24 protein-coding genes are annotated in these 26,977 nt (G+C 65.6%); 21 read left to right on the plus strand and 3 right to left on the minus strand.

The features are described 5' to 3' along the window. Positions 1–7: 7 nt before the first annotated feature. Together OC550_RS18235 and OC550_RS18240 are read left to right on the plus strand one after the other, a co-directional pair. Positions 8–442, plus strand: coding sequence for an aldolase/citrate lyase family protein (locus OC550_RS18235; RefSeq protein WP_262107356.1), 435 nt, complete (start codon positions 8–10; stop codon positions 440–442). A 28-nt stretch (positions 443–470) separates the two neighbouring features. Then, on the plus strand, positions 471–830 hold the full coding sequence (locus tag OC550_RS18240; RefSeq protein ID WP_262107357.1) for an aldolase/citrate lyase family protein: 360 nt from the start codon (positions 471–473) through the stop codon (positions 828–830). Between the two features lie 118 nt (positions 831–948). Here OC550_RS18240 and OC550_RS18245 read toward each other — a convergent pair whose 3' ends face one another. Beyond that, a complete protein-coding gene (locus OC550_RS18245; protein ID WP_262107358.1) occupies positions 949–3,189 on the minus strand; it encodes an MBL fold metallo-hydrolase in 2,241 nt (746 codons plus the stop codon). A gap of 329 nt (positions 3,190–3,518) precedes the next feature. Here OC550_RS18245 and OC550_RS18250 point away from each other — a divergent pair, with 329 nt between their 5' ends. Continuing rightward, on the plus strand, positions 3,519–4,679 hold the full coding sequence (locus OC550_RS18250) for an MFS transporter (protein WP_262107359.1): 1,161 nt from the start codon (positions 3,519–3,521) through the stop codon (positions 4,677–4,679). Between the two features lie 41 nt (positions 4,680–4,720). Here the strand turns inward: OC550_RS18250 and OC550_RS18255 are convergent, their stop codons facing one another. Further along, the gene (locus OC550_RS18255; protein ID WP_262107360.1) at positions 4,721–5,038 is read right to left on the minus strand and encodes a DUF6457 domain-containing protein; all 318 of its coding nucleotides are present in this window, start codon (positions 5,036–5,038) and stop codon (positions 4,721–4,723) included. A 483-nt stretch (positions 5,039–5,521) separates the two neighbouring features. On the opposite strand from OC550_RS18255, the gene OC550_RS18260 reads away from it, so the two are divergent. From OC550_RS18260 to OC550_RS18340, 17 genes are all read left to right on the plus strand, one after another. Further along, positions 5,522–6,151 (plus strand): MBL fold metallo-hydrolase, encoded by a 630-nt coding sequence (locus OC550_RS18260; protein ID WP_262107361.1) that lies wholly within the window; start codon positions 5,522–5,524, stop codon positions 6,149–6,151. Positions 6,152–6,228: 77 nt separating this feature from the next. Then, the gene (locus OC550_RS18265; protein ID WP_262107362.1) at positions 6,229–8,550 is read left to right on the plus strand and encodes an FdhF/YdeP family oxidoreductase; all 2,322 of its coding nucleotides are present in this window, start codon (positions 6,229–6,231) and stop codon (positions 8,548–8,550) included. A gap of 248 nt (positions 8,551–8,798) precedes the next feature. Then, the gene (locus tag OC550_RS18270; RefSeq protein ID WP_262107363.1) at positions 8,799–10,211 is read left to right on the plus strand and encodes an NAD(P)/FAD-dependent oxidoreductase; all 1,413 of its coding nucleotides are present in this window, start codon (positions 8,799–8,801) and stop codon (positions 10,209–10,211) included. A 40-nt stretch (positions 10,212–10,251) separates the two neighbouring features. After that, a complete protein-coding gene (locus OC550_RS18275; protein ID WP_262107364.1) occupies positions 10,252–11,451 on the plus strand; it encodes an aromatic ring-hydroxylating dioxygenase subunit alpha in 1,200 nt (399 codons plus the stop codon). A 63-nt stretch (positions 11,452–11,514) separates the two neighbouring features. Further along, the gene (locus tag OC550_RS18280; protein ID WP_262107365.1) at positions 11,515–11,916 is read left to right on the plus strand and encodes a heme-binding protein; all 402 of its coding nucleotides are present in this window, start codon (positions 11,515–11,517) and stop codon (positions 11,914–11,916) included. Between the two features lie 115 nt (positions 11,917–12,031). Then, positions 12,032–12,958, plus strand: coding sequence for a formyltetrahydrofolate deformylase (gene purU / locus OC550_RS18285; RefSeq protein ID WP_262107366.1), 927 nt, complete (start codon positions 12,032–12,034; stop codon positions 12,956–12,958). Between the two features lie 43 nt (positions 12,959–13,001). Further along, a complete protein-coding gene (locus OC550_RS18290) occupies positions 13,002–15,494 on the plus strand; it encodes an FAD-dependent oxidoreductase (RefSeq protein WP_262107367.1) in 2,493 nt (830 codons plus the stop codon). A gap of 46 nt (positions 15,495–15,540) precedes the next feature. Further along, entirely contained in the window at positions 15,541–16,164 is a 624-nt protein-coding gene (locus OC550_RS18295; protein WP_262107368.1) for a cyclodeaminase/cyclohydrolase family protein, read from the plus strand. Next, entirely contained in the window at positions 16,161–17,057 is an 897-nt protein-coding gene (locus OC550_RS18300; RefSeq protein WP_262107369.1) for a bifunctional 5,10-methylenetetrahydrofolate dehydrogenase/5,10-methenyltetrahydrofolate cyclohydrolase, read from the plus strand. Before OC550_RS18295 ends, OC550_RS18300 begins: the two co-directional genes overlap by 4 nt. Before the next feature lie 8 nt (positions 17,058–17,065). Then, positions 17,066–17,305 (plus strand): hypothetical protein, encoded by a 240-nt coding sequence (locus tag OC550_RS18305; RefSeq protein ID WP_262107370.1) that lies wholly within the window; start codon positions 17,066–17,068, stop codon positions 17,303–17,305. Positions 17,306–17,411: 106 nt separating this feature from the next. Beyond that, on the plus strand, positions 17,412–17,762 hold the full coding sequence (locus tag OC550_RS18310) for a bifunctional 3-phenylpropionate/cinnamic acid dioxygenase ferredoxin subunit (protein WP_262107371.1): 351 nt from the start codon (positions 17,412–17,414) through the stop codon (positions 17,760–17,762). 83 nt (positions 17,763–17,845) lie between these two features. Continuing rightward, on the plus strand, positions 17,846–19,738 hold the full coding sequence (locus OC550_RS18315; protein ID WP_262107372.1) for a BCCT family transporter: 1,893 nt from the start codon (positions 17,846–17,848) through the stop codon (positions 19,736–19,738). Positions 19,739–19,810: 72 nt separating this feature from the next. Continuing rightward, entirely contained in the window at positions 19,811–20,482 is a 672-nt protein-coding gene (locus OC550_RS18320; protein WP_262107373.1) for a haloacid dehalogenase type II, read from the plus strand. Positions 20,483–20,758: 276 nt separating this feature from the next. After that, on the plus strand, positions 20,759–22,303 hold the full coding sequence (locus OC550_RS18325; protein WP_262107374.1) for an ABC transporter substrate-binding protein: 1,545 nt from the start codon (positions 20,759–20,761) through the stop codon (positions 22,301–22,303). Positions 22,304–22,340: 37 nt separating this feature from the next. After that, complete coding sequence (locus tag OC550_RS18330; protein WP_262107375.1) at positions 22,341–23,282, plus strand: ABC transporter permease; 942 nt, start codon at positions 22,341–22,343, stop codon at positions 23,280–23,282. After that, a complete protein-coding gene (locus OC550_RS18335) occupies positions 23,275–24,117 on the plus strand; it encodes an ABC transporter permease (RefSeq protein ID WP_262107376.1) in 843 nt (280 codons plus the stop codon). Before OC550_RS18330 ends, OC550_RS18335 begins: the two co-directional genes overlap by 8 nt. Then, entirely contained in the window at positions 24,110–25,720 is a 1,611-nt protein-coding gene (locus OC550_RS18340; protein WP_262107377.1) for an ABC transporter ATP-binding protein, read from the plus strand. The genes OC550_RS18335 and OC550_RS18340 overlap by 8 nt, the downstream gene beginning before the upstream one ends. A 54-nt stretch (positions 25,721–25,774) precedes the next feature. On the opposite strand, the gene OC550_RS18345 is transcribed toward OC550_RS18340, so the two are convergent. Next, a complete protein-coding gene (locus tag OC550_RS18345) occupies positions 25,775–26,359 on the minus strand; it encodes a TetR/AcrR family transcriptional regulator (protein ID WP_262107378.1) in 585 nt (194 codons plus the stop codon). 254 nt (positions 26,360–26,613) lie between these two features. On the opposite strand from OC550_RS18345, the gene OC550_RS18350 reads away from it, so the two are divergent. Beyond that, the gene (locus OC550_RS18350; RefSeq protein ID WP_262107379.1) at positions 26,614–26,967 is read left to right on the plus strand and encodes a hypothetical protein; all 354 of its coding nucleotides are present in this window, start codon (positions 26,614–26,616) and stop codon (positions 26,965–26,967) included. The last annotated feature ends 10 nt before the right edge of the window (positions 26,968–26,977 follow it).

Genomic DNA, 26,977 nt, shown 5'->3' on the forward strand with positions numbered 1-26,977 from the left:
GCAACAGATGATGGCATACGGCGAGAGCGGACGGCAGGCCCGCCTGCAGACTCCGCGTCTGGTGCTCGACGGCGGCCGGACCTCCTACGGCGCCTGGGTCAACTTCCGCGACCCGGCCGTCGTGGACGTCCTCGCCGCCGAGCAGTTCGACTGGATCTGCCTCGACGGCCAGCACGGCGGCGCGGAAATCCACGAAATGCAGCACCTCGTCGAAGCCGCCCACCTGTTTTCCGTGCCGTCGATCGTCCGCGTCCCGGGGCACGAGGCCGGAACCATCACACGGGTCCTCGATACAGGCGCCGGGGGCATCATCTTTCCGACCGTGGAAGACGCCGCGACGGCGGAATCCCTCGTCGCCGCCTGCCGCTTCCCTCCGCGCGGAAAGCGCAGCTACGGCCCAACGCGGCGAAGCCCCCGGTACCCGGCGCCGGAGTCCCGGTGACCCGCAGGAGGACGCGCTGTGCGTCCTGATGGTCGAGACCACGGAGGGGCTGGCCAACCTGGACGGGATCCTTGCCGCGCGGCCGGACGGGGTCTTCGTGGGCCCCTACGATCTGTCGCTCAGCCTCGGCATGACGTTCGATGAGCTGACCGGCGAGGGGCCCGACGGCGTCCTGGCCGACATCGTGCGCAGGGCAACCGCCGCCGGCGTCGTCCCAGGCATCTACGCCGGAGAACCGGAGCTTGCCCAAACGATGACCGGCCTCGGCTTCCGGTTTATGCCCATTGCCTCGGACAGCGGCCTCCTGGCGGTGGCGGCCCGCAGCGCCGTCTCCGCCGCCGGCAGCATGCGACCCCGGAAAGCCCAGGGCACCGCTACCGCTTCGTGAGCAGGACGATCCGGAAATGACCCACTGGCGGCAGAAGCCAAGACCGGCAAGAGATCGTTCGCCGAGAGGCTGTCCGAGCGGCAGGGCTCGACGGAATTCCGTCGAGCCCTGCCGCTCGTTAGCTACCCTGAAAACGGGTGCTCCGGCGTCGGGGATGACGATGGCGCTGGCTGGCGTCAGAGCGACGCGGTAGGTGCCGCCCGCCTTGACCGACTCGAGGACCGCCGCGGCCTTCGCGGCTCGGAAACCGTTGGGTGCGGAGGATCTCGGTCACCTCGGGACGGATGGACTCGACCGGCCCCACGCCCGGCAGGAATCCGCCGTAGGAGTCGAGCACGTCGAGCTCGAACTGCACGTACCAGCCCTCCGGGTCGTGCACGAAGCTGTCGATCAGGATGGTCGCCCCGTCTGCGAGCAGCGGGATCTGCGGGTTCTTATTGAGGGCGCGGTCGTAGCCGTGCAGCACCTTGCCGCCATCGACGAGCCGAACGCGGACGTCCTCGACGCCTTCCTCGCGGCCCGGCTTGAAGGGGCCGTAGGTCTCGATGCTCTGGTATCCCGGCTGGTCGTCGGCCACCGCGTTGGTGGCCACCGCATAGCGCTTCTCGAGGTAGTTGACCCATTCGCCACGGTTCATCGCATCCAGCATGGTCAGCTGCCGGCCGCGGTTCGCGGGGTCGTTGTTGTAGGCTTTCAGCGCCTGGTAGATCTCGATGAGCGGGAACTGGTTCGCGTGCTGCCCCGCGACGTAGTCGGGTTCGAACCGCTGCTGCAGCCATGCGAGGTTGTAGGGGAAGCCCAGACGCTGCCAGCCGTTGGTGGGGGAAACCGTCTTGGGGCTCCAGCCGTAGCCGCCCATGTAGCCGAAGGTGAGACGCTCGCCGTCGTCGGGATTCTCCACCTCGAAGATGAAGGAGGCCGATCCGGGCGTGTGTCCGGGCGACCACAGCGGCAGCAGGCGCACGTTTCCGAAATCCATCCACTCGTCGTAGGTGAAGAAATCGCTGCGCTCCCGGATGAGCGTTTCCCCGGCAGGCAGCGCAGGCGGCAGGTTCCAGACGTTGCCGACGGCGTCCTGCGGGAGTCCGACAATGTCTTCACGCGGCGAGAGAAGCCGTACCTTTCCGCCCGAGTTCTCAATCATCGTCACGAGTTCGACGGTGGACCCGTAATGGTCGAGGTGGCCGTGGGCCATGATGATGTCGTCGATGTCGCGCGGGTCGAAGCCCATGGCCTCGATGTTCTTCCAGTACTGGTATCCGCTGTTCGGCCATCCGGTGTCGACGAGGATCAGGCGATCGTCCTGCGGGTTCCGGGTCCCCCCGCTCGTCTTGAAGAGGTAGCAGGAGACCTCGTTGTCGCCGACGAAGAAGAAGGTGCCGGGGACGATTTCGAAGGGCTCCGTGCTTCGGGTGTAGGCCGCGGTTGTCGGGCGGGTCGCGACGATGTCCACGTAGCGCTGTCCGGACACAGGGTCGACTCCTTTGTCGCTGAGGAGGTCGCTTTGCGTGGGGACATCCCAGACGGGTTTGCCGTCCGACTCGTCATGCGGCGTGAAGAAGAAGATCTGCCTGACCTTGGCCTGCTTCACCTGCCGATGGTCGCGGTCGAACACGACGAAGGCGGCCTGACGCCGGGTGGTCGTGTAGGAGTAATCCTTCGTGACGGGGATCGCCTCGAAGGTCGAGGAGTCGGAGGCACCCCAGTTGGTCGTATCGACGCGGTACACCTCTGCGTCGGCGGCGACCCGATAGGTCTCCTCATAGCGCTTGCTCGGCCTTGGCAGCGGACGGCCGGAAATGTCCTCGGTGACGACGCGGCCGTCTCCGATGGTGATCGTCCCTTGGGACTTGCCATAAACCCAGCCGGCCGAGACCATCTCGCCGGGACGGCCGTTTCGAGGAGCCAGCTCCGGGCCGTATTTCTGCGTGGCGAAGATGGGCGTGCTGCTCTTGGTCAGTACGACATGGAAGGGATCGCGGTGCTCGTCGCCGACGACGACCTCACCCTTCTTGACGACGAAGTCGACGAGAATCCCAGCGCTCAAACCCGCAGCGATCTCTTCCGCGGCACTCGCCCGGACGGGCTGCGTCACCGCCAGACGCGGTCCACCCTCGCACAGCACCGGCACCTCGACGACGGCGTGGTTGGCTCGGTCCGAGATCTTGGGGGCGCCGATGATGAAGCCCGATGCCACGCCGTCCTTCTGCTGAAGTCGAACAGTGGGCGCCGCCGGTGTGGCTACTGCCGCGTGTGCGGTGGCTTGGCTTGAGGAAAGGGCGGCGGCTGCCAGGGCCCCGCTGCCCGCGGCCGACGCGCCGGCCATGAAGAACGATCGGCGATTGAACTCGATTCCCATACGTGCACCCTTCGTTCCGGCGCCCTTCATTGGACGCGCTTTGATGGAACGATAAAGCGCCGTTGTGACGCACGTCCAAGTCCATGTGGGCATGGTTCCATGCGGTCGCGGTATGGCGCGGCAGCCAGCGGTGCTGCCGCCCGAGACGGCTGTCAGCTCGGTGAAGCCCCGCCAAGCCGTGCAGGACGCCGAGGACCGAACGGGACACACCGGGTGCCGTCGCCGGCCGGAGGCCGCGCCTCGGGCATGCTTGCCTAGGGGGCCCCGGGCCGTTCAGGCAACGGACCGGTGTCCCGAGACCCACGGCGGAAAGGAAGCCCCTCCCTCGAATGAGCGCCCTTGGATATCTTGCAGCGTCGGCGCCGCCGAGACTGGCCATTGCCGGTTCCGCCGTGGCTATCCCGATTCTCGCGGTGCAGCAAATGGACGATGTCCTCCTCGGCGGCGCCCTGGTCTCGGTCTCCCTAGGCCCCAGCGTGGTCGCGGCACCTCTGGTGGGCGCTGCCCTCGACCGTGCCCGCAGGCCGGGCGTCCTCATAGCGGCTTCCAGCCTGTTGACCGCCATCGCCTTCGCGACGACGGCGTTCCTCGGCGTGGCGCCCCTGCCCGCCATCTTCGCGGCCCTGGCCGTGGCCGGAGCGGCCGCCCCCTTCTTCATGGGCGGGCTCTCCAGCTTCGTTTCCGACGCGATCCCGGACAAACGGCGGGCCTTCGGCTACGACGCGCTCTCCTACAACGTCTCGGCCGTCGGCGGACCCGCCCTGGTCGCCATCATGCTGCTGCTCGTGCCCGCCCCGGCCGCCATGTGGATGCTGTCCGCCGCCGCGGCACTCGGCGCGGTGAGCGCCGTCGTGATCCGACGCTCATCCCACTCCGCCCCGGATGTTTCCGTCTGGCGGTCCGTCAAAGCCGGTCTGCACCAGATCGTCGGGAACCGGCGCCTGGCCGTGGTGACCGGCGCCTCCACCCTCACCCAGCTCGGCCAGGGCGGGCTCGCGATCGCCGCCGTCGCACTCTCGATCGAGCGCATCGGCTCGGCCGCCGAGGGCGCCGTCCTCGTCACGGCCTTCGCAGTCGGCAGCCTGGTCGGAGCGGTGTGGGAAACGATCCGGCCAACGCGAGCACGCCCCCACATGGTCATGATGGTCGGCTACCTGGCCACCGGCGTCTTCACCATCGCCGCGGCCTTCGACCTCGGGACAACCTGGACGCTCATCGCCATCGGCTTCTCCGGCGTCTTCACCGCGCCCAGCACCACCACCATGCTCTTCCTCCGCAGCCACCTGAGCCAGCCCGAGCTGAAAGCCCAGGTCTTCACCGTAGGAGCCGGCCTGCGCACCAGCGCCTCAGCCGCCGGCGCCGCCCTCGCCGGAACCGTCACCGGACTCGGCGGCGCCCTCACCCTCGCAGGAGTCGGCCTCGCCTGGGTCGCCTCGGCCGCCCTCATGTTCGCCTACCCGACGGCGGACCGGTCCGCACCCAACGCCTGATGCCGAAGTGAAGCGGCCACAGGCGGGGAGGGCGTCCGCAATCAGCCCCTTTGCCTTGGAGGGAGACCCTCGTTGCGTGCCTCCTGGCAGAGTCTGAACGCAACGTCTGCCGATTCTGAAACAGCTCCCTGGGTCGACGCCTTGTTACCCGCGCCGGCCGCCCCGGCTCCGTAACCAGCCGCGTATCCCACCAGGAATGTGGTGACCGGGGCCGTCGCATGTATCACTGACTCCGCGGATTTTCTTGCTAGATCCAAGAGCAATTCCACGTCCACATCCAGATCCCGGATCTGCAGTTCCTGTGTCAGCCGCTGGCTCCATTCAGCCAGGATCCGTAGTTCTTCATTATCGACGGCCATGGCTGCTCTCCTCGCTAGATCACCGGCCCGGGTGGCTCGGGTTGCTGACGAGATTACAATTCTTCACTCGATTAGTCAGCCATCACACGCAATCCTGCATGCCAAGGGCAGAGCGCCCTGACGCCTGGCGCAAAAGGGCAAACGGCGCCCTCGTTCCGCCGGTTGAGGACGAGGAGGAAGGCCTCGTCCTCAACCGGCGAAGGCTCAACCGGCATATGTTTCGGCGCCTTTCGTGAGAGAACGCAATCGATTGACATTGGCAGTGTCGTAGGTCACGCTGTTGCACATGGCGATACGCGTTGCACAATAGGTTGCGCGGGGCCTCGCCAGCCGGCCGCTGCAATCCGAGGCGGGTAAATGCTGCCGCAGAGATTCTCAGCATCAGGAAGGACTGTCAGTCATGGTTCATAAATTCAGTGCCGTTAGTGCCAAGGAAAACGGCACCTCGGTCAACGACTTCCTGCGTTCGGCATTGGAGGTGGCATGAGCGTGCGCATCGAGAATCTCGTCACCTCCGGCACCTTCTCGCTCGACGGTGGCACCTGGGACGTCGACAACAACATCTGGATCGTCGGCGACGATTCCGAGGTCATTGTGATCGACCCGGCTCACAGCCCGACCGCCGTCGCCGAGGCCGTGGGAGACCGGACAGTCAAGGCAATCCTGCTCACGCACGGCCACGACGACCACATCCGCGCGGTCAGCGAGACGCGGCAACTGCTCGGTGCAGACGTCTACCTGCACGACGCCGACCGCATGCTCTGGGACGCTGTCTTCTCCGACTCCGCCCCGGACCACGCGATCGAGGACGGCGACACCTTCGAGGTTGCCGGAGCCAGCCTGACCGCATTGCACACCCCGGGGCACTCCCCCGGCTCCGTGTGCTTCCACCTCGAATCAGAAGCCACCCTGTTTAGCGGCGACACGCTCTTCAAGGGCGGCCCCGGCGCCACCGGCCGCAGCTACTCCAGCTTCGAGACGATCATCGACTCGATCAAGAGCCGCCTGCTCACGCTGCCTGCCGAGACCACGGTCAACACCGGCCACGGCGACGCCACCAGCATAGGAGCCGAGGCCCCGCACCTCGACGAATGGATCACCCGCGGGCACTAGGCCGGAGGGCAGGCACAGGACTGCCCTCCGTCAATTCGGGCAGCTTTCGGAAATATTTGCAGGGCAAGCAGGAGATCATGATCAATCCCATCAAGCGCAGCGCTCCCGTCCAGGACATCGACGAGAACGAACTCGAAGTCCATGACCCGAAGACGGCAGCAGCCGGGATCAAGGCCGTCACAGTGTCCCTGGACCGCGGCATCTCCCAGGCGGGTATAACCCGGACCGTCCGGTCCATGCTGCGGGTTAATCAGCGGGGCGGCTTTGATTGTCCGGGCTGCGCCTGGCCCGAACCGATTTCAGGTGCGCGCAAACCTGCCGAATTCTGCGAGAATGGCGCAAAGGCCATCGCGGAAGAAAACACACTCCGGACCGTTACTCCGGAATTCTGGGCGGCGCACTCGATCGAGGAACTGGCCGGAAAGACCGAATACTGGCTGGGCAACCAGGGCCGAATCACCGAGCCGGTCGTTATCCGCGAGGGAGAGACGCACTACTCCCCGATCTCCTGGAGCGATGCGTTCAGTCTGATCGGCGAACACATCCGGGCCACCACACCGGACCGCTGTGTTTTCTACACGTCCGGGCGCACGGCCAACGAGACCGCATTCATGTACCAGCTTTTTGCGCGTTCGATCGGCACCAACAACCTGCCGGATTGCTCGAACATGTGCCACGAATCCTCGGGGTCCGCGCTCAATCCGACCATCGGCGTGGGCAAGGGCACGGTCTCCCTGGATGACATGCACAAGGCCGAGCTGATCATGGTGGTGGGCCAGAATCCGGGGACAAACCACCCACGGATGCTTTCTGCCCTGACGGAGTGCCGCCAGAACGGCGGCATGGTCGTTGCCGTGAATCCGCTGCCCGAGGCCGGCCTCCTGAAGTTCAAGGACCCGCAGAGTCCAGGCAACCTGATGCGCGGCGGAGATCAGGTCGCTGATGAGTTCCTGCAGATCAAGGTCGGCGGCGACCTCGCCCTGTTCCAGGCCCTGGGGCACCTGCTGCTGGAAGAAGAGAAGCGCGCCCCCGGAACGATAGTCGACCACGACTTCATCGCCGCGCAGACGGACGGGTTCGATGAATACCGGGAAGCCCGCAGCCGGCTCGACTGGGCCGAGACCGAGCGAGCCACCGGACTGTCCCGGATGGAAATCACCAAAATTGCCGGCATGCTCGCCACATCGAAAGCGACAATCATTTGCTGGGCGCTTGGCGTGACCCAGCAGCCGCATTCGGTGAATACGCTGCGGGAGATCATTAATATCCTCCTGCTGCAGGGGAACTTCGGGAAGCCCGGCGCAGGGGCCTGCCCCGTGCGCGGGCACTCCAACGTGCAAGGTGACCGGACCATGGGCATCTGGGAGAAGCCCAAGGAATGGCTGCTGGCTGCCCTCGACGAAGAATTCGGCATCACTTCCCCGCGCGAGCATGGAGTCGATGCAACGGAGACCCTCGAAGCGTTTATGGACGACGAAGTGGATGTCTTCGTGTCCATGGGCGGCAATTTTGCGCTGGCCTGTTCCGATACCGAAGCGCTGGAAGCCGGCATGAAACGCGCAGGCCTAACCGTGCACGTTTCGACCAAACCGAACCGCTCCCACATTGTCCACGGCCGGACTTCCCTGATCCTGCCTACCCTGGGCCGAACCGACAAGGACGACAAGCACCCTAAGGGCGCGCAGTTCCTCTCGGTAGAGGATTCAATGTCCGTCGTCCACTCGACACAGGGACGGCTGGCCCCGGTCAGCGAGCACCTGCTGGCCGAGCCCGTGATCATCGCGCGCATGGCGCAGGCCACCCTCGGCGACGACCACCCGGTGGACTGGCGGGCCATGGCCGAGGATTACGACGTCATCCGCGACCACATCTCCCGGGTGCTGCCGGGCTTCGAGAACTTCAATCAGCGGATCCGGAACAAGAACGGTTTCGTGCTGCCGAACCCGCCCCGCGACACCCGCTCCTTCGCCACCGACATCGGCAAGGGCCGGTTCTCGGTCAGCCCGCTGGAGTACCTGGAAGCGCCGGAAGGCCATTTGATCCTGCAAACCATGCGCAGCCACGACCAGTACAACACCACGTTCTACGGCCTCGACGACAGGTACCGCGGCATCTCGGGTGGCCGGCGGGTTGTCCTGGTCAATCCGGACGACCTGAAGGAACTGGGCTTCGCCGACCGCGACCTGGTTGACGTCATCAGCACCTTCAAGGGCACCGAACGCAAAGCCGAGAAGTTCCGCCTGGTCGCCTACCCGACCGCGCGCGGCTGTGCTGCGGCCTACTTCCCGGAAGCGAACGTCCTCGTGCACCGGGATCTCGTCGCCCGGGAATCGAATACTCCTGGCTATAAAGCGATGACAGTCCGGTTCATACCCCGCGAGGAGCCACAGCTTAGCTAGTACGCATTCGTGGAGAGTCCCAGCGGATCGTTGGGACGTACGACGCCGACCGGACCCTGACCTCGTTCTCGGAACCTTTGGGATCAGCACCTCCGCGACGAACCGTTCCGTGCCGAGCGCAACAGAACCAGAGTCACGGCGGTGCAAGCCAGTGATGCAGGTTCTAGCCAGCCGGAGCGCACCATGAGTTCCATCCGCGGCCGATAGCCGGTTGGATCCAGCAATCCGCCAGCTTATTTCGGGTCGACATGCGCACTTCCGCGATGCCTGTTACTTGGCAGCCGGCTTCCGTTTTGGGATCCGGCAAAACCGCCTGTCAAATCGCGGTCTGCTGGCCGCCCGAAGCTTCCGCGCAAAAAGCATTGACACTCAATGTGAAGTGCGACACGCTGGATGAGTTGCATATGACGATGCACGTTGCGCTATCCGCGCAAAGCAGAAATCAAGGTGGAGGTACGATGCAGACCCTGGCGATCGTGGGCGCGTCCTTGGCTGGCCTGTCCGCCGCGCGGGCAGCGCGGACGCTCGGCTTCGAAGGGAAACTCGTCATCATTGGCGAGGAAACCGAGCGCCCCTATGACCGCCCTCCGCTTTCCAAGGATTTCCTCCTAGGCCGCATCACGGCCGAGGACTTGGTGCTCGAAACATCCGATGAAGACCTCCAGGCTGAATGGCTCCTGGGCAGCAGGGCCGAAAAGCTGGACAGCACCACCAAGACCATTACCCTTGGCAACGGACAGACGGTTGAGGCGGACGGCATCGTCCTCGCGACCGGGGCCTCGGCTCGAAGCCTTCCCGGGCTGTCCGGCTATTCCAACGTCTATACTCTGCGCACCCTTGCCGACAGCCGGGCACTCGCCGCCGAACTGCGGCCGGGCCGCCGGTTGGTAGTCATCGGCGCTGGCTTCATCGGGGCCGAAGTAGCTTCGACTGCCAAGGGTCTTGGCCTGGAAGTCACCGTTATCGAGGCCCAGCCGGTTCCACTCAGCGGTCCGCTGGGTGAAGAGATGGGTGCCGTTGTCTCCCGGCTTCACGGACATAACGGCGTGGAGCTGATCTGCGGCACCGGGATCGATTCCTTCAACAGCGAGGCCGGAAGCATCACCGGCGTCACACTGGACAGCGGCCGTTTCGTCCCGGCGGATGCCGTGCTCGTGGGAATCGGAGCTGTGCCCAATGTTGCCTGGCTGGAAGGTTCGGGGATTGAGATCGCAGGTTCGGCGCCCGGCGGCGTTCTGTGTGATGCCCGTGGCCGGACCAACGTCCCCGGGATCGTCGCCGTCGGCGATTGCGCAGCCTGGTTCGACGAACGGTCCGACCGCCATCATCGGGTGGAGCACTGGAACGGAGCGCAGGAACGCCCGGCACTGGCAGTGGCCGGGCTACTGAACCCCGCCACTGCGAAGCAGCCAGTCAATCTCCCCTATTTCTGGTCCGACCAATACGGGGTAAAAATCCAGTTCGCAGGCAACGCCCGCGATGCCGACAGGGTTCAGGTCGAAACAGGGGAGCCCGAGGAACACAGTTTCCTGGCGGTTTATTACCGGGGCGAAGATCCTATTGCCGTGATCGGCGCAAACCAGCCGCGCCTGTTCACGAAGTGGCGGCGCCAGCTGAACGCCGCCCATGCCGCGCTTACCTCCGCACCAGCACTGTCCTGAATCTCCACCCTCCGTCCGCAACATCTTTCCAGGAGCGTCAATGTCTGCCGAAATCATCTCCGAGAGCCTGATCGCCACCCTGCCCGGGGATACATATACCGATCCCGCCATCTTCCGCGCCGAGCAGGAGCGGATCTTCGAGCAGATGTGGTTCTGCGCGATCCGCTCGTCGGATCTGGATAAGGCAGGGGCGTGGAAGACGGTACAGATCGGCCGCGAGTCCGTGCTGATCAGCCGGACGCGCAAGGGCGAGATCCGCGCCTTCTACAACATCTGCCGGCACCGCGGCGTGAAGCTGTGCATGGAGGAATCCGGCGAGGCCGCCCGCTCCTTCCAGTGCCCGTATCACGCCTGGACCTACGACTTCGAGGGCAAGCTCATCGCTGCGCCCAACCTCACCAAGATGCCCGACATCGACCGGAACGAATACGGCCTGGCCAAGGTCCACATCCGCGAGTACCTGGGCTACGTCTGGGTCTGCCTGGCCGACGAACCGCCCTCCTTCGAAGAAGACGTCATGGGCGCCATCGAAGAGCGCCTCGGTGACGTCCACGCCGTCGACGGCTACGACGTCGCCAACCTGAAAGTCGGCCGGCGGATCAGGTACGACGTGAAGGCCAACTGGAAGCTCATCATCGAAAACTTCATGGAGTGCTACCACTGCGCGACCATCCACCCGGAGCTGACCGAGGTGCTGCCGGAGTTCGCCGACGGCCTGGCCGCACAATACTTCGTCGGCCACGGCGCGGAATTCGGCGATGACGTCAAGGGCTTCACCATCGACGGCTCGGAAGGCCTGGATGTCATCCCCGGCGTCGGCGAGGACCAGGACCGCCGCTACTACGCGATCACCATCAAGCCCACGGTCTTCGTCAACCTGGTGCCCGACCACGTGATCATCCACCGCATGTTCCCGCTCGCCGCGGACCACACCATCGTCGAGTGCGACTGGCTCTACCTGCCCAATGTCGTCGAGTCCGGCAAGGACGTCACCGCTTCGGTGGAACTGTTCCACCGCGTGAACATGCAGGACTTCGACGCCTGCGAACGCTGCCAGCCGGCCATGGCCTCCAAGATCTACGCCCACGGCGGGGTACTCGTCCCCAGCGAACACCACATCAGCGCCTTCCACGAATGGGTCAACGGCCACATCGGCGACGTGGAGCGGAGCGGCGAAGCCCTCCTGGGCATCACCCGGGATACACCGCCACTGGAAGAACGCGCCCAGGCCGCCGAATAGGCCGTCCCCCACCAGCTGGAGGAATACGACCGCCAGCTCAATCAGAACGGCCGGAGAATAATCATGACCTCACCAACTCTCGCTGAAGCCCGTACCATCATCGAGGCCGCCGAAAAGCGCGCCGTCGAAATCAGTCAGCCCATGAATATCGCAGTGGTCGACAGCGGCGGCAACCTTGTTACCCACGCCCGCATGGATGGCGCCTGGATCGGCAGCATCGACATCTCCATCAATAAAGCGTTCACAGCGCGCGCCTTCGACATCCAGACCAAAGACCTCGGGGACACCTCCCAGCCGAACCAGCAGTTCTACGGTATCCACTCGAGCAACGGGGGCCGGATCATGATCTTCGCCGGAGGCGTTCCGCTCACCCGGGACGGCGAGGTTGTAGGGGCCGTTGGCGTCAGCGGAGGATCGGGCGAGCAGGACCAGACCGTAGCCGAAGCAGGCGCCGCGGCCCTGTAAATCCGCCAAATCCCCAACTACTCCGCATCTTCCAAAGGACGGTCCTGCGTCCGTGCCCCCAGAGGTTATCCACAATGCAGTCCTACTCACTCCACATACTCCTCAAGGAGGTCCCATGACTTCACTGAATCCGGCAGCTTTGGCTGATTCGGCCCTTGCATCACCTGCCATCCCTCAGCCTGGCGAAGGGAAAACGTCGCCCCGGTTCTTGCTGACGCTGACGTGTCCCCAGCGTCCGGGCATCGTCCATGCGGTGACGAGCTTCCTGGTCGAGCACGGATTCAACATCGACGAACACCAGCAGTTCGATGACTCGGTCCGGGGCAACTTGTACCTCCGGACAGCCTTCTCGGGGAGGGACGCACTGGATGCTGCGCACCTGACGGAGAAATTCCAGGAGATCGGCGATCGGTTCGGCATGACCTATCAGTTCCATGACCAGACCCGGATGCGGCTGCTGGTCATGGTGTCGAAGTTTGGACACTGCCTGAACGACCTGATCTTCCGCTGGCGTGCGGGGACACTCGGCGGAGACATCGCGCTCGTCGTGTCCAACCATGAAGACCTGCGCCCGATGGCGGAGGCTGCGGGGCTGCCCTTCGTGTATATCCCGATCTCTTCGGGCAGCAAACCGGAAGCGGAAAGGGCGCTTCTCCGACTGGTCGACGAGCATGAAATCGACCTCATTGTCCTTGCCCGTTACATGCAGATCCTGTCGAACGAACTCTGCGCTTCCCTCGAGGGCCGGGCGATCAACATCCACCATTCTTTCCTGCCGGGCTTCAAGGGAGCACGGCCTTACCACCAGGCCTACGCGCGTGGAGTCAAGCTGGTCGGGGCTACCGCCCACTATGTAACGGCCGACCTTGATGAAGGGCCAATCATCGAGCAGGAAGTCATCCGCGTGGACCACACTTACCATCCGACTGCCCTGTCGACGGTTGGACAGGACGCGGAGGCCCTGGCTCTGTCCCGCGCCGTTCGCTGGCACTGCGAACACCGCGTCCTGCTGGACGGGCACAGCACCGTCATTTTCCGCTGATCAGGCAACCGCCCGCCCTTTGAATTTCCCAAGGAGAACGTCCATGGCCACCCCACCACGCATTGTCATCATCGGCGCAGGCATTGTCGGCGCCAACCTCGCGGACGAGCTGGTTGCCCGCGGCTGGAGCAACATCACGGTTCTGGAGCAGGGGCCCTTGAACATGCCGGGCGGTTCGACCTCGCACGCTCCCGGCCTGGTTTTCCAGACGAACGCGTCCAAGACCATGAGCCAGTTCGCCCACTACACGGTGGAGAAGCTGAAGTCCCTCGAGAAGGACGGCGAAAACTGCTTCAACCAGGTAGGCGGCCTCGAAGTGGCGACGACGGAGACCCGTCTCGCCGATCTCCACCGGAAGCTGGGCTATGCCTCGTCATGGGGGATCGAGGGCCGCATCCTCAGTCCCGCCGAGTGCAAGGAGCTTTACCCGCCGCTCGACGAGGACATGGTCCTCGGTGGACTGTTCGTCCCCAGCGACGGCCTCGCAGCCGCGGCCCGGGCCGTGCAGTTGCTGATTGAACGCACCAGCGCCGCCGGTGTGGTTTACCACGGCAACACACCCGTCGTCGATATCGAGCAGTCCAACGGACGGGTCACCGGCGTTCGGACACCGACCGAGGTTGTTCCGGCGGATATTGTCGTTTCCTGCGCGGGATTCTGGGGCCCGAAGATCGGCGAGATGGTCGGCATGGCGGTGCCGCTGCTCCCGCTGGCCCATCAATACGTCAAAACGACGGTGGTCGAGGACCTCAAGGGCCGCAACGAGCTTCCCAACGGAGCGGGGCTTCCCATCCTGCGCTTCCAGGACCAGGACCTGTACTACCGCGAACACGGCGAGCGCTACGGCATCGGTTCCTACGCGCACCGGCCCATGCCGGTGGACCTGGACACCCTGACCAGCTACAAGCCGGATGAGATCAGCGAAAAGAACATGCCTTCCCGGCTTGAATTCACGCTCGAGGACTTCCTGCCCTCCTGGGAAGCATCCCAACAGCTGCTGCCCAGCCTGCGCAACAGCGAGATCGAAGACGGGTTCAACGGCATCTTCTCCTTCACCCCCGACGGAGGGCCGCTGATGGGCGAGTCTTCAAAGGTCGGCGGGTTCTACATCGCGGAAGCGGTCTGGGTGACCCACTCCGCCGGCGTTGCCAAAGCGATGGCCGAACTGCTCACGACGGGCCGCTCCGAAACCGACCTGGGAGAATGCGACGTGCACCGCTTCGAGGAAGTGCAGCTGACCCCGTCCTACGTCAGCGAAACCTCCCAGCAGAACTTCGTCGAAATCTACGATGTACTGCACCCCCTGCAGCCGCGGCTCTCGCCCCGGAACCTGAGGGTCAGCCCGTTCCACGCCCGGCAGAAGGAACTGGGCGGCTACTTCCTCGAGTCCGGCGGATGGGAGCGGCCATACTGGTTCGAGGCCAACGCCCGTCTCCTGAAGGACCTGCCGGCCGATTGGCGCCCGCCGGCACGGGATGCCTGGGCGCAGATGTTCAGTTCGCCGATCGCGGCTGCCGAGGCGTGGAAGACCCGGACCGCTGTGGCCATGTACGACATGACTCCGCTGAAGCGACTTGAGGTGTCCGGACCGGGAGCCTTGGCCCTGTTGCAGCGCCTGACCACTTCGAACCTGGACAAGAAGCCCGGGGCGGTCACCTACACGCTCGTACTCGACCATGCAGGCGGCATCCGCAGCGATATCACCGTGGCACGCCTGGACGAGCAGACCTTCCAGCTCGGCGCCAATGGCAACATCGATCTCGCCTACTTCACCGGCGAGGCGCGGCGGCAGACCGAGGAGGATCCTGCCGCCGCCTGGGTCCAGGTGCGCGATATTACCGGCGGCACCTGCTGCATCGGTCTCTGGGGTCCACTCGCGCGGAATCTCGTCTCCACCATCAGCGACGACGACTTCTCCAATGAGGGCCTGCGCTACTTCAGGGCGAAGCAGGCACGGATCGGCGGCGTTCCGGTTACCGCGATGCGCCTGTCGTACGTCGGTGAACTCGGATGGGAGATCTACACGACCGCGGACAACGGGCAGCGGCTGTGGGACGTGCTCTGGGAAGCCGGGCAGCCCTTTGGTGTCATTGCTGCCGGCCGTGCAGCCTTCTCGTCCCTCCGCCTCGAAAAGGGCTACCGCTCCTGGGGTTCCGATATGACCACCGAGCACGACCCATACCAGGCGGGTCTTTCCTTCGCAGTGAACACCGCCAAGGAAACCTTCGTCGGCAAGGAGGCGCTTCAGGGCCGTACCGAAGAGGGATCTGCCCGTCGCCTGCGCTGCCTGACGATCGATAATCGGCAGTCCATCGTCCTAGGCAAGGAACCGGTCTTCTACAAGGACGAATGCGTCGGCTATGTCACGAGCGCGGCCTACGGCTACACGGTGGGCAAACCCATCGCCTACTCCTACCTCCCTGCATCCGTCAATATCGGCGACGCCGTGGAGATCGAGTACTTCGGAAAGCGGATCGCGGCGACAGTGTCGGCCGAACCGCTCTACGACCCGGAGATGAAGCGCCTCCGCGGCTGATTCGCGTCTCCCCCCACCGTCCTCACCACCGCGATTGGACCAACACATGATCAGTTCAGAGACCATCGACAACTACCTGGGCCGCCTGGCGGCCCGGCAATCCACCCCCGGCGGAGGTGCTGCGGGTGCGCTGCATGCAGCCCAGGGTGCAGCCCTCATCGCCATGGTTGCCCGCTACTCCACCGGCCCCAAGTATGCAGACGATGCAGAAGACATTGAACGGATCATCTCCAGCGCTGACGGGCTCATACCCGCCGCCGTGCGGATTTCCGACGACGACGAGGAGGCCTTCGCCGCCGTCATCGCGGCTTACGGGCTCCCGGGCGGATCCGACGATGAAAAGGCAACCCGCAGCCGGGCCGTCCAGGAAGCGCTGGCGCGCGCAGCCGAACCGCCCCGGGCACTCATCGACCTCGGAGAACAAATCATCGCCCTCGGCCACGAGCTGGCCTACATCGGCAACGCCAACGTCATCAGTGACGTCGCTGCCGCCTCGGAAGCGGCACGCGCGGCCATCGGCACCGCAAGAATAACCCTTGAGATCAACATCAAGGCGATCAAGGACACCGGCCTGCAGGACGCGCTGCGCTCCGACGTCCTGCGGGCCGACGAGGCCATTGCGTCGGCAGACGATCTGTCCGCGCGGGTCCGGAAGCGGGTGCTGTCATGACTGCGGCTTCCTTGTCCGGCGCACCCGTAGCCAAGGTACTTCGGGCCGAACTCGAAGATCGCGTTTCAGAACTCGCAGCCAAAGGGATCGTTCCGGGACTCGCTGTTGTCGTAGCCACCGACAACGAATCCACGCACTGGTACGTCCGATCCATTGCCAAGGCCGCCGCGAAGGCCGGCGTGGACTGCAGGATCATCGACTTGGGCCCATCGGCCTCCTCGGCGCAGCTCAAGACCATGCTCACCGAGCTCAGCGAAGATCGACAAACACACGGCATCATCCTGCAGACACCGCTTCCGGACGGAGTCCAGGTCGACGAGCTAGTCCCCAACATTGAAACAGGCAAGGACATCGACGGCGCCAACCCACTGAGCCTCGGCCGCCTGGCCGTCGGACTTCCTGCATTCGCCCCTGCTACGGCACGCGCCGTCGTGGAGATGCTGGTCCACTATGGCGTTCCCATCGACGGCCGCCACGTGACCGTCGTCGGGAGGTCGGCCGTCGTAGGCAAACCGCTGCTGCACCTGCTGCTCGAACGGAACGCATCGGTCACAATCTGCCACTCCCGCTCGCGACCCTTGGAGGACTACACGCGGGCTGCCGGCGTCGTCGTCGTTGCCACCGGAAGGCCCGGACTGGTGACCGACCGCCACGTAGCCCCGGGCGCCGTCGTGGTCGATGTGGGAACCAATGTGCTCGAGGACGGTGCTCTGGTCGGCGACGTCGACGCCCGATCGGTGGAGCAGGTCGCCTCGGCACTCTCGCCGGTTCCCGGGGGTGTCGGCACAATCACGACCGCGCTCCTCTTGCTCCACACCGCTGTAGCTGCCCGGGCCGCTGCGGAAACAGAGGGTGTGCTGGTATCCAGCGGCATCGTCAGGTCACTCGGGTAAGGCGCGCCATGTCGACGCAATCCTCTGTGGCCACCGTCCACGAAAACGGTCCGGGAAGCCCGGGCCGCCTACTCCCGGGAGACTGGGTCACCATTGAACATCCCCAGCGGCTGAAGGAGACGGGTGTAGTCGATGACATTACCGAAGACGGACGGACCGTCTGGGTATATCTGGACCGCGGCCGCGGCCGGCGAATGTACCTCGAAGACGACGGTTACCGGGTCTCCCTCCGAAGCGGCCGGTCTTGACAAGGCTCGTGAGCGGGATCACACTGTTGCGCAACGTGATCTGCGTTGAGCAGTAACCAACGAGTGGCTATCACCTTCGGCCCTAACGAGGCGAAAGAGATTCCGAATGCATAAAGCCTGTCCACTGAGCGCTCTGGCCCCCGGGGACGCCCTTCGGTTGGACACCGCGCCTCCCATCGCGGTGTTCCACACCGAAGACGGCGAGCTTTTTGCCGTTGACGACACCTGCACCCATCAGGATGCCTCGCTGGCAGACGGCTGGATTGAAGGCTGTGAAGTTGAGTGTCCCCTGCACGCATCAAAGTTCAATCTTCGGACCGGAGAGGTAGATGCACCGCCGGCCAAGCTTCCCGTGCGTGTGCACGAGGTTCAGGTCATCGACGGGGACATCATGGTCATCGAGTCCGACGCACCGCCGAACCTGCCCCCGGGCCTCACGGCCGGAGGGCTCATCTAGCGAACGTTTCGAGCGGCGCCGAGCCAGGCTGTTCAGTTCCGCATCCATCCGATAAAGAGCGGTTTTCCGCCAGAAGGACCACCATGCCTTTGAACAAGGAACGTGCCGCTGGGGACGGCCATCTTGAGGAAGAGATCCGGACTGTAGTCCGGGAAGAAACTGCCTCTCCCAGTCCGGCCGTAGTGGTGGAGGGCGATGCGCAGATCCTCCAGGAGCTGCGGGAGAGCGTAACCGAACATGAGGCGGCGGAACTCAGCCGAGGGCCGGGCGTTCTGGACAAAACCGTGTTCGTCGTCGCCGGGGCTGCGGCCCTGGCATTCGTGATCTGGGGATTCGCGGGAAGGGACAATCTCGCGGCAACGTCGACCGCGGTGCTGAACTGGGTCATGGCGAACACCGGCTGGCTGTTCATCCTGCTCGCCTCGCTCTTCGTCGTCTACGTCGTGTGGCTGGCCGTCAGCCGGTTCGGGAACATTCCGCTGGGCAAGGACGGTGAGAAGCCGGAGTTCCGCACGGTCTCGTGGATCTCCATGATGTTCGCCGCCGGCATGGGCATCGGCCTGATGTTCTACGGTGTCGCCGAGCCGATGTACCACTACGTCGCGCCGCCGCCCGGCACCGTGGACGGCCAGACCCCCGAAGCCATCCAGACCGCCATGGCCACCTCACTCTTCCACTGGACGCTGCACCCGTGGGCGATGTACGCCGTCGTCGGTTGCGCGATCGCCTACGGAACGTACCGGCTGGGCCGCAGACAGCTGATCTCCTCGATTTTTACCTCGCTCTTCGGCCGCAAGACGGTGGAGGGGCCGGCGGGCAAAGTCATCAACATCCTGGCCATCTTCGCCACCCTGTTCGGCACCGCCGCCTCGCTCGGCCTCGGCGCCCTGCAGATCGGCAGCGGCCTGGCCGCCAACGGCTGGGTCGGGGACCTGGCCACGCCCGTTCTTGTCGTGATCGTCGCGGTCCTGACGGCCTGCTTCATCGCCTCGGCCGTCTCCGGGATCAGCCGCGGCATCCAGTGGCTCTCCAACATCAACATGGTCCTGGCCGTAGTCCTTGCCCTCATTGTCTTCATCGCCGGGCCCACGCTGTTCATCCTCAACCTGGTGCCCGCCGCCGTCGGCGACTATGCGCGGGACCTTGCCGAGATGGCCTCCCGCACGGAAGCCGTCGGCGATGAGGCGCTGCGGACCTGGATGTCCGGCTGGACCGTCTTCTACTGGGCGTGGTGGATTTCCTGGACGCCGTTCGTCGGCATGTTCATCGCCCGGATCAGCCGCGGCCGGACCATCCGCCAGTTCGTCGCCGGCGTGCTGCTGGTGCCGAGCATCGTCAGCGTCATCTGGTTCGCCATCTTCGGCGGCGCCGGCTTCGGCGTCCAGGCCAGGGCCGATGCCACCCCCGATCCCACCGACGGACTCGTCGAGACCACCAACGGTGTTCCCGGCATCTCCTTCGACGGCGCGCTTTTCGACCTGATCCAGAACCTGCCCCTGCCCAACGTCCTCGCCGGCGCCGTCGCGATCCTCGCCATGGTCCTGGTCGGCATCTTCTTCGTCACCGGCGCCGACGCCGCCTCCATCGTGATGGGCACCCTCAGCTCCAACGGCAGCGAACCGGCACGCGGCGTCGTGATCTTCTGGGGCGCCCTGACCGGCGCCGTCGCCGCGGTGATGCTCCTCGCCGGCGGCGACGAACCCGCCGAAGCGCTGAACGGCCTCAAGAACATCACCATCGTCACCGCGCTGCCCTTCGTCCTGGTCATGCTCCTGATGTGCGTCGCCCTGACGAAGGACCTCCGCCGCGATCCCCTTTCCCTGCGCCGGCGCCTCGCCGACTCCGTCGTCGAACGCGCCATCCGCTCCGGAGTCGACCAGCACGGCGGCGCCACCTTCGACCTCGTCACCAAGCACGACTGTGACGAGACGTGTCCCCCGGCCAAACCACACCCGCCTGCCTCAACCGAACCGTAAGGATATGCCCGGGAACGCGCTGCCGCTTTATCATCGACACGGCCACCTGGAGCCCGCGGAAAGGACGCAAGCGTGCCGGAGATTCGTTTCAGGCCGAAGTACATCTCGTTTGACTGCTACGGCACGTTGATCCATTTCCAGATGCGGAAGGCAGTCGAGCCGTTCCTCATCGGCCGGTTGTCCCCCGCGGAGCTGGACCGCTTTATCGCGGTCTTCCGGACGTACCGGTTCGACGAGATCCTGGAGTACGCACCCTACGACCAGGTCCTCGAATCTTCCTACCGCAGGACCTGCCGCAGGTTCGGCCTCGACGCCGAAGCCGCGGCGATCAAGGCCATCACGACGGCGGTGCTCAACTGGGGCCCGCATCCCGACGTTCCGGGCCCGCTGGCAAAAATGGCGGAGCATTTCCCGCTGGTCATCCTCTCCAACGCGGACGACCGCCACCTTGCCGCCAGCGTCCCCCGGCTGGGTGCCCCGTTCCACGCCGTCCTCAGCGCGGAACAGGCCGGGGCCTACAAACCCCGCCTCCAGGCCTTCGAGTACATGTTCAACGCCCTGGACGCCGCACCGGAAGACTTCCTGCACATCTCATCGCACCAGCGCTACGACATCATCCCGGCCTACGACCTGGGCATCCGGAACAAGGTCTACCTGGACCGCGGCTACGACCCTGAACTGCCTCCCTACGAGTACCTGCCTGCCCGCACGCTGGATGACGTCAACACCGCCCTGGGGATCTGACCCGAAGCTTCGCGCGGCGGCGCCCAGCGCCGACATGACAAGCCGCTCCGCTGACCGGAACCGGGCCCCGGACAGCGCTCTACCGGCGAACGGCAAGGTCAAGGCGGCGCCGGCGTTTACCGGACGCAGGCTCCGGCAAGGCCCGGACGGCCAATTGTGACAAACGTTGCAGTACAGACTGGACCGCTGAGGTAAGCCTTGCCTAAGATTTGCGTGGCTGTTTCGGCCGATCCTTCGCCTGGGGACTCTCCGCAGGCATCGAATCTAGGTGGTTTCGTGCGCGTTTCACTCCCTTCGTCCGTGTCCTTGGGACTCGCGGCGCTCCTGGCACTCTCGGGTTGCGGCTTCAGCGGGTCGGAAGGAGAGGCCCAGGGCGCGGACCTCGACCAGAAGATCGTGGTGGACAACTTCCGTGCCCCGGTGGCTGACTGGGCGTTGGAAAGCGACGCCTCCTACATCCTGTCGCTCTCCGGCTGCCTGGAGACGCTGACCCGCTACGACGAGGCCGAGGGCAAGATCGTCCCCTCGCTGGCCACGGAGTGGGAACAGGTCTCGGAACGTGAGTGGGATTTCACCATCCGAGATGGCGTCAGGTTCCAGGACGGCACCGACCTGACCGTCGCGGCGGTCGTGGCGTCCCTGCAGCACGTGCTCGACGCCGAGGTCCCGGCCAGGGCGTTCAATCCCACTGTCGTCAGCGGCGTGGAAGCCGTCGATGAGCACACGGTCCGCATCAGCACTCCGTCGGAAAGCCCGCTGGTCCCCTACCGCCTCGCCAGCGTCAACACGGGCGTGCTCGCCCCGGCCGCTTTCGAGGGCGAAACAGTGGACCCGTTCGGGCATTGCACCGGTCCCTTCACCGCGGTCTCGGAGCAAACCAAGCAGTCCCTGACGCTTGAGCGGAACGAAGACTACTGGGGTGGGCAGGTTCAGCTCGCCGGCGCCGAGGTCCGCTTCATCACCGACGGGGCGACCCGCGCCGCCCAGGTCCAGACCGGCGAAGCAGACGTCTCCCTCTCCATCCCGGTGTCCAGCCTGTCCACGCTTGAGTCCGACGGCAACGTCGAGGTCCTCAAGGCGGATTCCCCGCGGACCGCGACGCTCTACATGAACAACGGCAAGAAGCCGTTCGACGACGTCGATTTCCGCAAGGCCATCGCCGCGGCGCTCGACCTGGATGCCCTGGCCGCCAGCGTCTACGAGGGTGCCGCCATTCCGGCCACCGGCCCCTTCGCCCCCTCCGAGCCGTGGGCGATCGAGGGCGCGGCTGCCCCGAAGCAGGACCTCGACGCCGCCCGCGACCTGCTCTCCGCTGCCGGCTACACCGCGGGGCGGCCGCTCGAGGTCATCGCGATCGTCGAGCGCGCCGAGTTCGCCGACGTCGCCACCGTCATCCAGGAGAACCTCAAGGCCGTCGGCGTTCCGGTGAAGATCCGGACCGCGGAGTACGCCGCGGTGGAACCGGACCTGCTGGCGGGCAACTACGACATGGTGCTCAGCCAGCGCAACCGCCTGATCGACATCGCCGACCCGATCGGGTTCCTCACTGCCGACTACACCTGCGACGGCGGGTACAACCTCAGCCACTTCTGCGACGAGGACTACGACAAGCTCATCGAGCAGGCTGCCACGACGGGCGACGCCCAGGAACGCTACCGGCTGTACGCCGAGGCCGGCAAGATCCTGCAGGAGCAGGCCGTGAACGTCTGGCTCGTCAACGAACAGGCCATCGACGCCGTCGGCACCGGCCTGCAGTCCTACGCCCAGGACCCGCTGTCCCGCTACGTGCTCCGAGCCGAAACGGCGAAGCCGGCCTCGTGACCGCCAGTTCAGGCCGCAGCCGGGAGCAGCTCCGGCGATGATGGTTTTCCTGACCCGCAGGACGGTGGCCCTCGGAATCGCCGTGCTCCTGGCATCGTTCCTGGTCTTCCTCATCCCCTACGTCACGCCCGGCGACGCCGCCCGCAAGATCATCCGTTCGCGGGTCGCCGGGGAGGTGGTCGACGAGTCGACGGTCCAGGCGTTGACGCACGAGCTGGGAATCGGCGATCCGCTCTGGGCGCAGTACCTGCGCTGGCTGGGCCGCTTCGGCAGCGGCGACATGGGCCTTTCCTACACCAGCAGGACGCCGGTGGCTGAGCAGGTACTCCCGGCACTGTTCGTCACCTTGAGCCTGGTCATCGTGGCGCTCGGTGCCGCAGTCCTCCTGTCCACCGTCCTCGGGACGGTCGCAGCCCTGCAGGAGGGACGCGCGGCCGACCGGGTTATCACGGTGGTGACCCAGGCATTCATCGCCATCCCGGAATACTGGCTCGCGCCGACGCTCGTGCTGGTTTTCGCCCTGAAGCTGTCTGTGCTGCCGTCCGCCGGCTGGGCGGGGCCCGCCTCTGCCATCCTGCCCGCGATTGTGCTTGCCCTGCGGCCGACCAGCTACTTCACGTCCGCCGTGCGGGAAGGAGTACTCGACGCCCTGGACTCGGACCACGTGACCGCAGCCCGGAGCCGCGGCCTGAGCCTGCGCAAGACCGTGCTGAAGCATGTGCTTCCCAATGGCCTGCTGCCTCTAACGACTATGACGGCCGTGTGGTTCGCCGGCCTGCTCGGCGGATCGGTCATCGTGGAGGTCATCTTCGCGATTCCGGGCATGGGGCGCCTGCTGTACGACGCCGTCCTGAACAGCGACATCCCCCTGGCGCAAGGAGGCGTCGTCGTCGTCGTTGCCCTCGCCGTCGCCCTGACCACGGCGGCCGATCTGGTCCACCGGCTCCTCAACCCCCGACTCAAGGCCCATCATGCGTAACCGTCCCGCCCATGTCCTGACCGCGGCCGCGGTGGTCGCCCTCGTTGTGCTGGCGGTGCTCCTCGCGCCCTGGATCAGCCCCTATCCTCCGGCCGAACAGGACCTGGGGGCCAGGCTCGCGCCCGCGAGCGCCCACCATTGGTTCGGCACCGACCACCTGGGCCGGGATACGCTGAGCCGGCTGCTCGAGGGCGGGCAGTTCTCGCTGACCATCGCCGCCCTGGCCACACTGCTGACCGGCGTCATCGGCACCTGCATCGGAGTGGTTAGTGAACGACGCCGGGGATGGCTCGACGAGTTCCTCACCCGCACCAATGACGTCGTCCTGGCGCTGCCGGAAATGGTCGTGGCCTTGTTCCTGGTCGCGATGCTGGGAAGCGGCTATCCGGCGTTGCTGCTGGCCCTGGTCGTGACCGGCTGGACTCCCTTCGCCCGGTTGGCCCGTGCCCTGGCCTACGACCTCTCCACGCGCGGCTTCATCGAGGCGGCCCGGGTGGTCGGCTGCACTCCCGCCTTCATCGTCAGGCGGCACCTCCTGCCGCACCTCGCCGCACCCCTGCTCGGCCAGGCCACGCTCCGGTTCGGGCAGATGCTGATCAACGTCGGAGCCCTCTCCTACCTCGGGCTCGGCGTGCAGCCGCCGCAGTCGGACTGGGGCTCAATGCTGGCCGCGGCGCAGCCTTTTGCTGCACGCGCGCCGCTGACCATCCTCGCCCCCGGGCTGGCCATCTTCATCGTCGCCCTCTGCGTCACCCTCATCGGCCAGCACCTGGCTCGCATAACCGGCAGCCGGCTGATCCTGGATCCCCCGGCAAAGGCGGTGCAAAATGCCTGATGGTCTGGTCATCGAGCAGCTGTGCCTGACGCACACACCGCCGGCCTCCAGCCGGGTCCGCGGGGCCGGGAGCCAGCACGGATCCGTCCCGCGCCCGATCCTGTCCGGCGTCGACCTGTCGGTAGCACCCGGGGAGTTCGTCGCCCTCGTCGGGGCGTCCGGCAGCGGCAAAACGCTGACCGCGATGTCCGTCCTCGGGCTTCTGCCGCCGCGCCTGCAGGTCGTATCGGGTTCGATCAGCTTGGGCGGAACAGACCTCGGCAGGGCCACCCCGAAGGAGTTCAACCGGATCCGCGGAGGCCGCGTCGGCATGCTGTTCCAGCAGCCCAAGCGCATGTTCAACCCCCGCCGCACCGTCGCAAGCCATCTCGAGGAGCCGCTGATGCTCCACGGCGGCCTGCGGAAAGGCGAAGCCCGCGTCCGGGCGGTCGAACTGCTGGCGGAGTCAGGTCTGGACGAACCCGGCCGCTGGGCCCGCGCCTATCCCCACCAGCTGTCCGGCGGCATGGCGCAACGGGCCATGCTGGCCATCGCCCTTGCCGGGCAACCCGAGCTGCTGCTGGCGGACGAGCCGACGTCGTCCCTGGACAAGGTCCTTGAGCGCCAGATCCTGGAAATGATCGACCGGCGCCGGCGGCAGGACGGACTCGGTGTCCTCTACATCAGCCACGATCTGGCCACCGTCTCGGCGTTCGCCGACCGGATCGTCGTGATGGAGTCCGGATGCATCAGGGAGGCCGGGCCAACGGCATCGGTTCTCGGCAGCCCGGAGAGCACCTGCACGAAAAGACTCTTGGCCGCATCGAAGCTGGCCCCTCCCCTGGAATCCGGCGCGGCGGCGAGCGCGCACGACGTGCTGACGCTGGACGGGGTCACCAAGCGCTACCCCGCGACCAAACATGGCCAGCGCCCCGCCTTGGAGAACGTCTCGCTCACCGTCCGGAAGGGCGAGGTCCTCGGCGTCCTCGGCCAATCTGGATCCGGGAAAAGCACCCTGGCCCGCCTCGCCGTCGGCCTCGAAATCCCGAACACCGGAATCGTCACGCGGCCCCCGGGAACCAAGGCGCAGCTCGTCTTCCAGGAGCCGTACGATGCCTTCGACCCGCGGATGGAGCTCCGCGCGAGCCTGGAAGCACCGCTGCTGCAGGGGCGCAACCACTCGCCCGAGGAACGCGCTGGCCGCATCAGCCAGGTCCTGCGGGATGTCGAACTGGACCCCGGCCTGCTGGACAGGCACCCGGGCCAGTGTTCCGGAGGGCAGCTGCAGAGGCTTACCATCGCCCGCGCGCTCCTGCTGGAGCCGGAAGTCCTGATCTGCGACGAGGCCACCTCTGCCCTGGACTCCGTGGCGCAGCGCAACGTCCTGGACCTGCTGCTCCGCCTGCAGAAGGACCGGGAACTGTCCCTCGTTGTGATCTCGCACGACATGAACGTCATCCGCTACATGAGCACCAGGGTTGCCGTGCTCTACCAAGGCGCCCTGGTCGAACTCGCGCACACCGACGCCTTCTTCGAGAACCCCCAGCACGAACACAGTCGGCAGCTTGTAGCCGCCGCCCTCCCCACCCCGACCGGCGAGGTCTCCTTGGCTGCCAGCGCCTGATTCTCGTCCAGTGCTGAACACGGCGGCTGCACGGTTCCTTCGGCTCAGACAGGTTCAGGCGGCGCGGTGCTCAGCGATCAGCAGGGCCCCCAGTCGGCGGGCACGAACTGCTGCATTCCGGTCTCCTTCAGCCGCGGCAACAATCGATCCGGCCATGAGGATCCGCCACGACCGGGCGAATCCGTCCACGTCGTGCAGGCCGGCTTCCTCGCCCAGCCGGGCGATCTGGTTCCGGATCTCGCTCAAGTAGCCGATGCTGGCCTGCCCGGCCGGATCCGAAGCGCCCAACTCAAACAGCACACGGATGAAGGAACACGCTTCATAGTCCTCGCGCGCGAACCATTCGCCAAAGACATCAAAGATGGCCAGCAGCCGCCCCTCGGAGCTGTCCGCACGTTGCGCCACCTCGTCAAGGAGCCAGCTGATACCGAAGACCTCGTCGCGCCGCTGCAGGAACGCCAGCACCAGCGCATCCTTGGATGGAAAATGCCGGTAGAACGTCGCCTTGGCCACGCCGGCAGTGCGGATGATTTCGTCGATACCCACATCACGGACGCCGCGATGCGCAAAGAGCGGATAAACCGCGGACAGCACGCGCTCCCGCGGGTTCGCGGATTCGGCTGCTGCAATTCGGCTCATGACAGTCACCTAGGATACGCCACTCATCCGAAAGCGGCCGGCTCCCTCCGCCGTCCCGCCGGAAGGAGGTTCCGCCCTGCGCGAGGTGGCCGCCCAAAGCAGACTTCCAGCGTCAGATGACGACCTCCATGGTTCACGATTCAGCAGTTCCGTGTATATGCTGTGGGCCACGAGACAGACCGGTCGGTCTTGCTCGAAGGTCTTCTTCCTCCGAAGGGACAGAAGTCTCGCGCCGAGTATTGGAAGGGACCTCCATGGAGCCCATTGCTGAAACAAAGACTTTGCCCCTGTCCATTGCAGCGCTCGATGCAGGCGTGTCCCTGGAGGTGCCGCCTGGGCGCCTTCCGACGCCGGACGAGGATACGGATGCCATGGCCAGCTTGTCTCCCGTACAGAAGAAAGCACTCGCCGCCGTCACGGTCCGGGCCGGGGAGGTCGAAGCAGCTGAATGGGCTCTCGACCAGGCGAAAGCGGCCTGCGACGCCCAGATCACCACGGCTTTGGCCTCAGGTATCCCTGCCGAAACAGTGGCCGCAGCCGCCGGAGTATGCGCCGCCGCCGTCGGCAAACTGGGACAGGACCCGGCTACGGACCTAGAAGCCAGCTGACCGACCCCCG

The organism is Arthrobacter sp. Marseille-P9274 (assembly GCF_946892675.1).
Taxonomy (GTDB): Bacteria; Actinomycetota; Actinomycetes; order Actinomycetales; family Micrococcaceae; genus Crystallibacter.

Bases quoted from the DNA above. Each gene is read 5' to 3' on its own strand.
- OC550_RS18345 (WP_262107378.1), bottom strand. From the start codon at position 26,359: ATGAGCCGAATTGCAGCAGCCGAATCCGCGAACCCGCGGGAGCGCGTG.
- OC550_RS18240 (WP_262107357.1), top strand. From the start codon at position 471: ATGGTCGAGACCACGGAGGGGCTGGCCAACCTGGACGGGATCCTTGCC.
- OC550_RS18315 (WP_262107372.1), top strand. From the start codon at position 17,846: ATGCCTTTGAACAAGGAACGTGCCGCTGGGGACGGCCATCTTGAGGAA.
- OC550_RS18305 (WP_262107370.1), top strand. From the start codon at position 17,066: ATGTCGACGCAATCCTCTGTGGCCACCGTCCACGAAAACGGTCCGGGA.
- OC550_RS18255 (WP_262107360.1), bottom strand. From the start codon at position 5,038: ATGGCCGTCGATAATGAAGAACTACGGATCCTGGCTGAATGGAGCCAG.
- OC550_RS18335 (WP_262107376.1), top strand. From the start codon at position 23,275: ATGCGTAACCGTCCCGCCCATGTCCTGACCGCGGCCGCGGTGGTCGCC.
- OC550_RS18235 (WP_262107356.1), top strand. From the start codon at position 8: ATGATGGCATACGGCGAGAGCGGACGGCAGGCCCGCCTGCAGACTCCG.
- OC550_RS18270 (WP_262107363.1), top strand. From the start codon at position 8,799: ATGCGCACTTCCGCGATGCCTGTTACTTGGCAGCCGGCTTCCGTTTTG.
- OC550_RS18290 (WP_262107367.1), top strand. From the start codon at position 13,002: ATGGCCACCCCACCACGCATTGTCATCATCGGCGCAGGCATTGTCGGC.
- OC550_RS18310 (WP_262107371.1), top strand. From the start codon at position 17,412: ATGCATAAAGCCTGTCCACTGAGCGCTCTGGCCCCCGGGGACGCCCTT.
- OC550_RS18250 (WP_262107359.1), top strand. From the start codon at position 3,519: ATGAGCGCCCTTGGATATCTTGCAGCGTCGGCGCCGCCGAGACTGGCC.
- OC550_RS18245 (WP_262107358.1), bottom strand. From the start codon at position 3,189: ATGGGAATCGAGTTCAATCGCCGATCGTTCTTCATGGCCGGCGCGTCG.
- OC550_RS18330 (WP_262107375.1), top strand. From the start codon at position 22,341: ATGATGGTTTTCCTGACCCGCAGGACGGTGGCCCTCGGAATCGCCGTG.
- OC550_RS18275 (WP_262107364.1), top strand. From the start codon at position 10,252: ATGTCTGCCGAAATCATCTCCGAGAGCCTGATCGCCACCCTGCCCGGG.
- OC550_RS18350 (WP_262107379.1), top strand. From the start codon at position 26,614: ATGGAGCCCATTGCTGAAACAAAGACTTTGCCCCTGTCCATTGCAGCG.
- OC550_RS18340 (WP_262107377.1), top strand. From the start codon at position 24,110: ATGCCTGATGGTCTGGTCATCGAGCAGCTGTGCCTGACGCACACACCG.
- purU (WP_262107366.1), top strand. From the start codon at position 12,032: ATGACTTCACTGAATCCGGCAGCTTTGGCTGATTCGGCCCTTGCATCA.
- OC550_RS18265 (WP_262107362.1), top strand. From the start codon at position 6,229: ATGATCAATCCCATCAAGCGCAGCGCTCCCGTCCAGGACATCGACGAG.
- OC550_RS18300 (WP_262107369.1), top strand. From the start codon at position 16,161: ATGACTGCGGCTTCCTTGTCCGGCGCACCCGTAGCCAAGGTACTTCGG.
- OC550_RS18295 (WP_262107368.1), top strand. From the start codon at position 15,541: ATGATCAGTTCAGAGACCATCGACAACTACCTGGGCCGCCTGGCGGCC.
- OC550_RS18280 (WP_262107365.1), top strand. From the start codon at position 11,515: ATGACCTCACCAACTCTCGCTGAAGCCCGTACCATCATCGAGGCCGCC.
- OC550_RS18260 (WP_262107361.1), top strand. From the start codon at position 5,522: ATGAGCGTGCGCATCGAGAATCTCGTCACCTCCGGCACCTTCTCGCTC.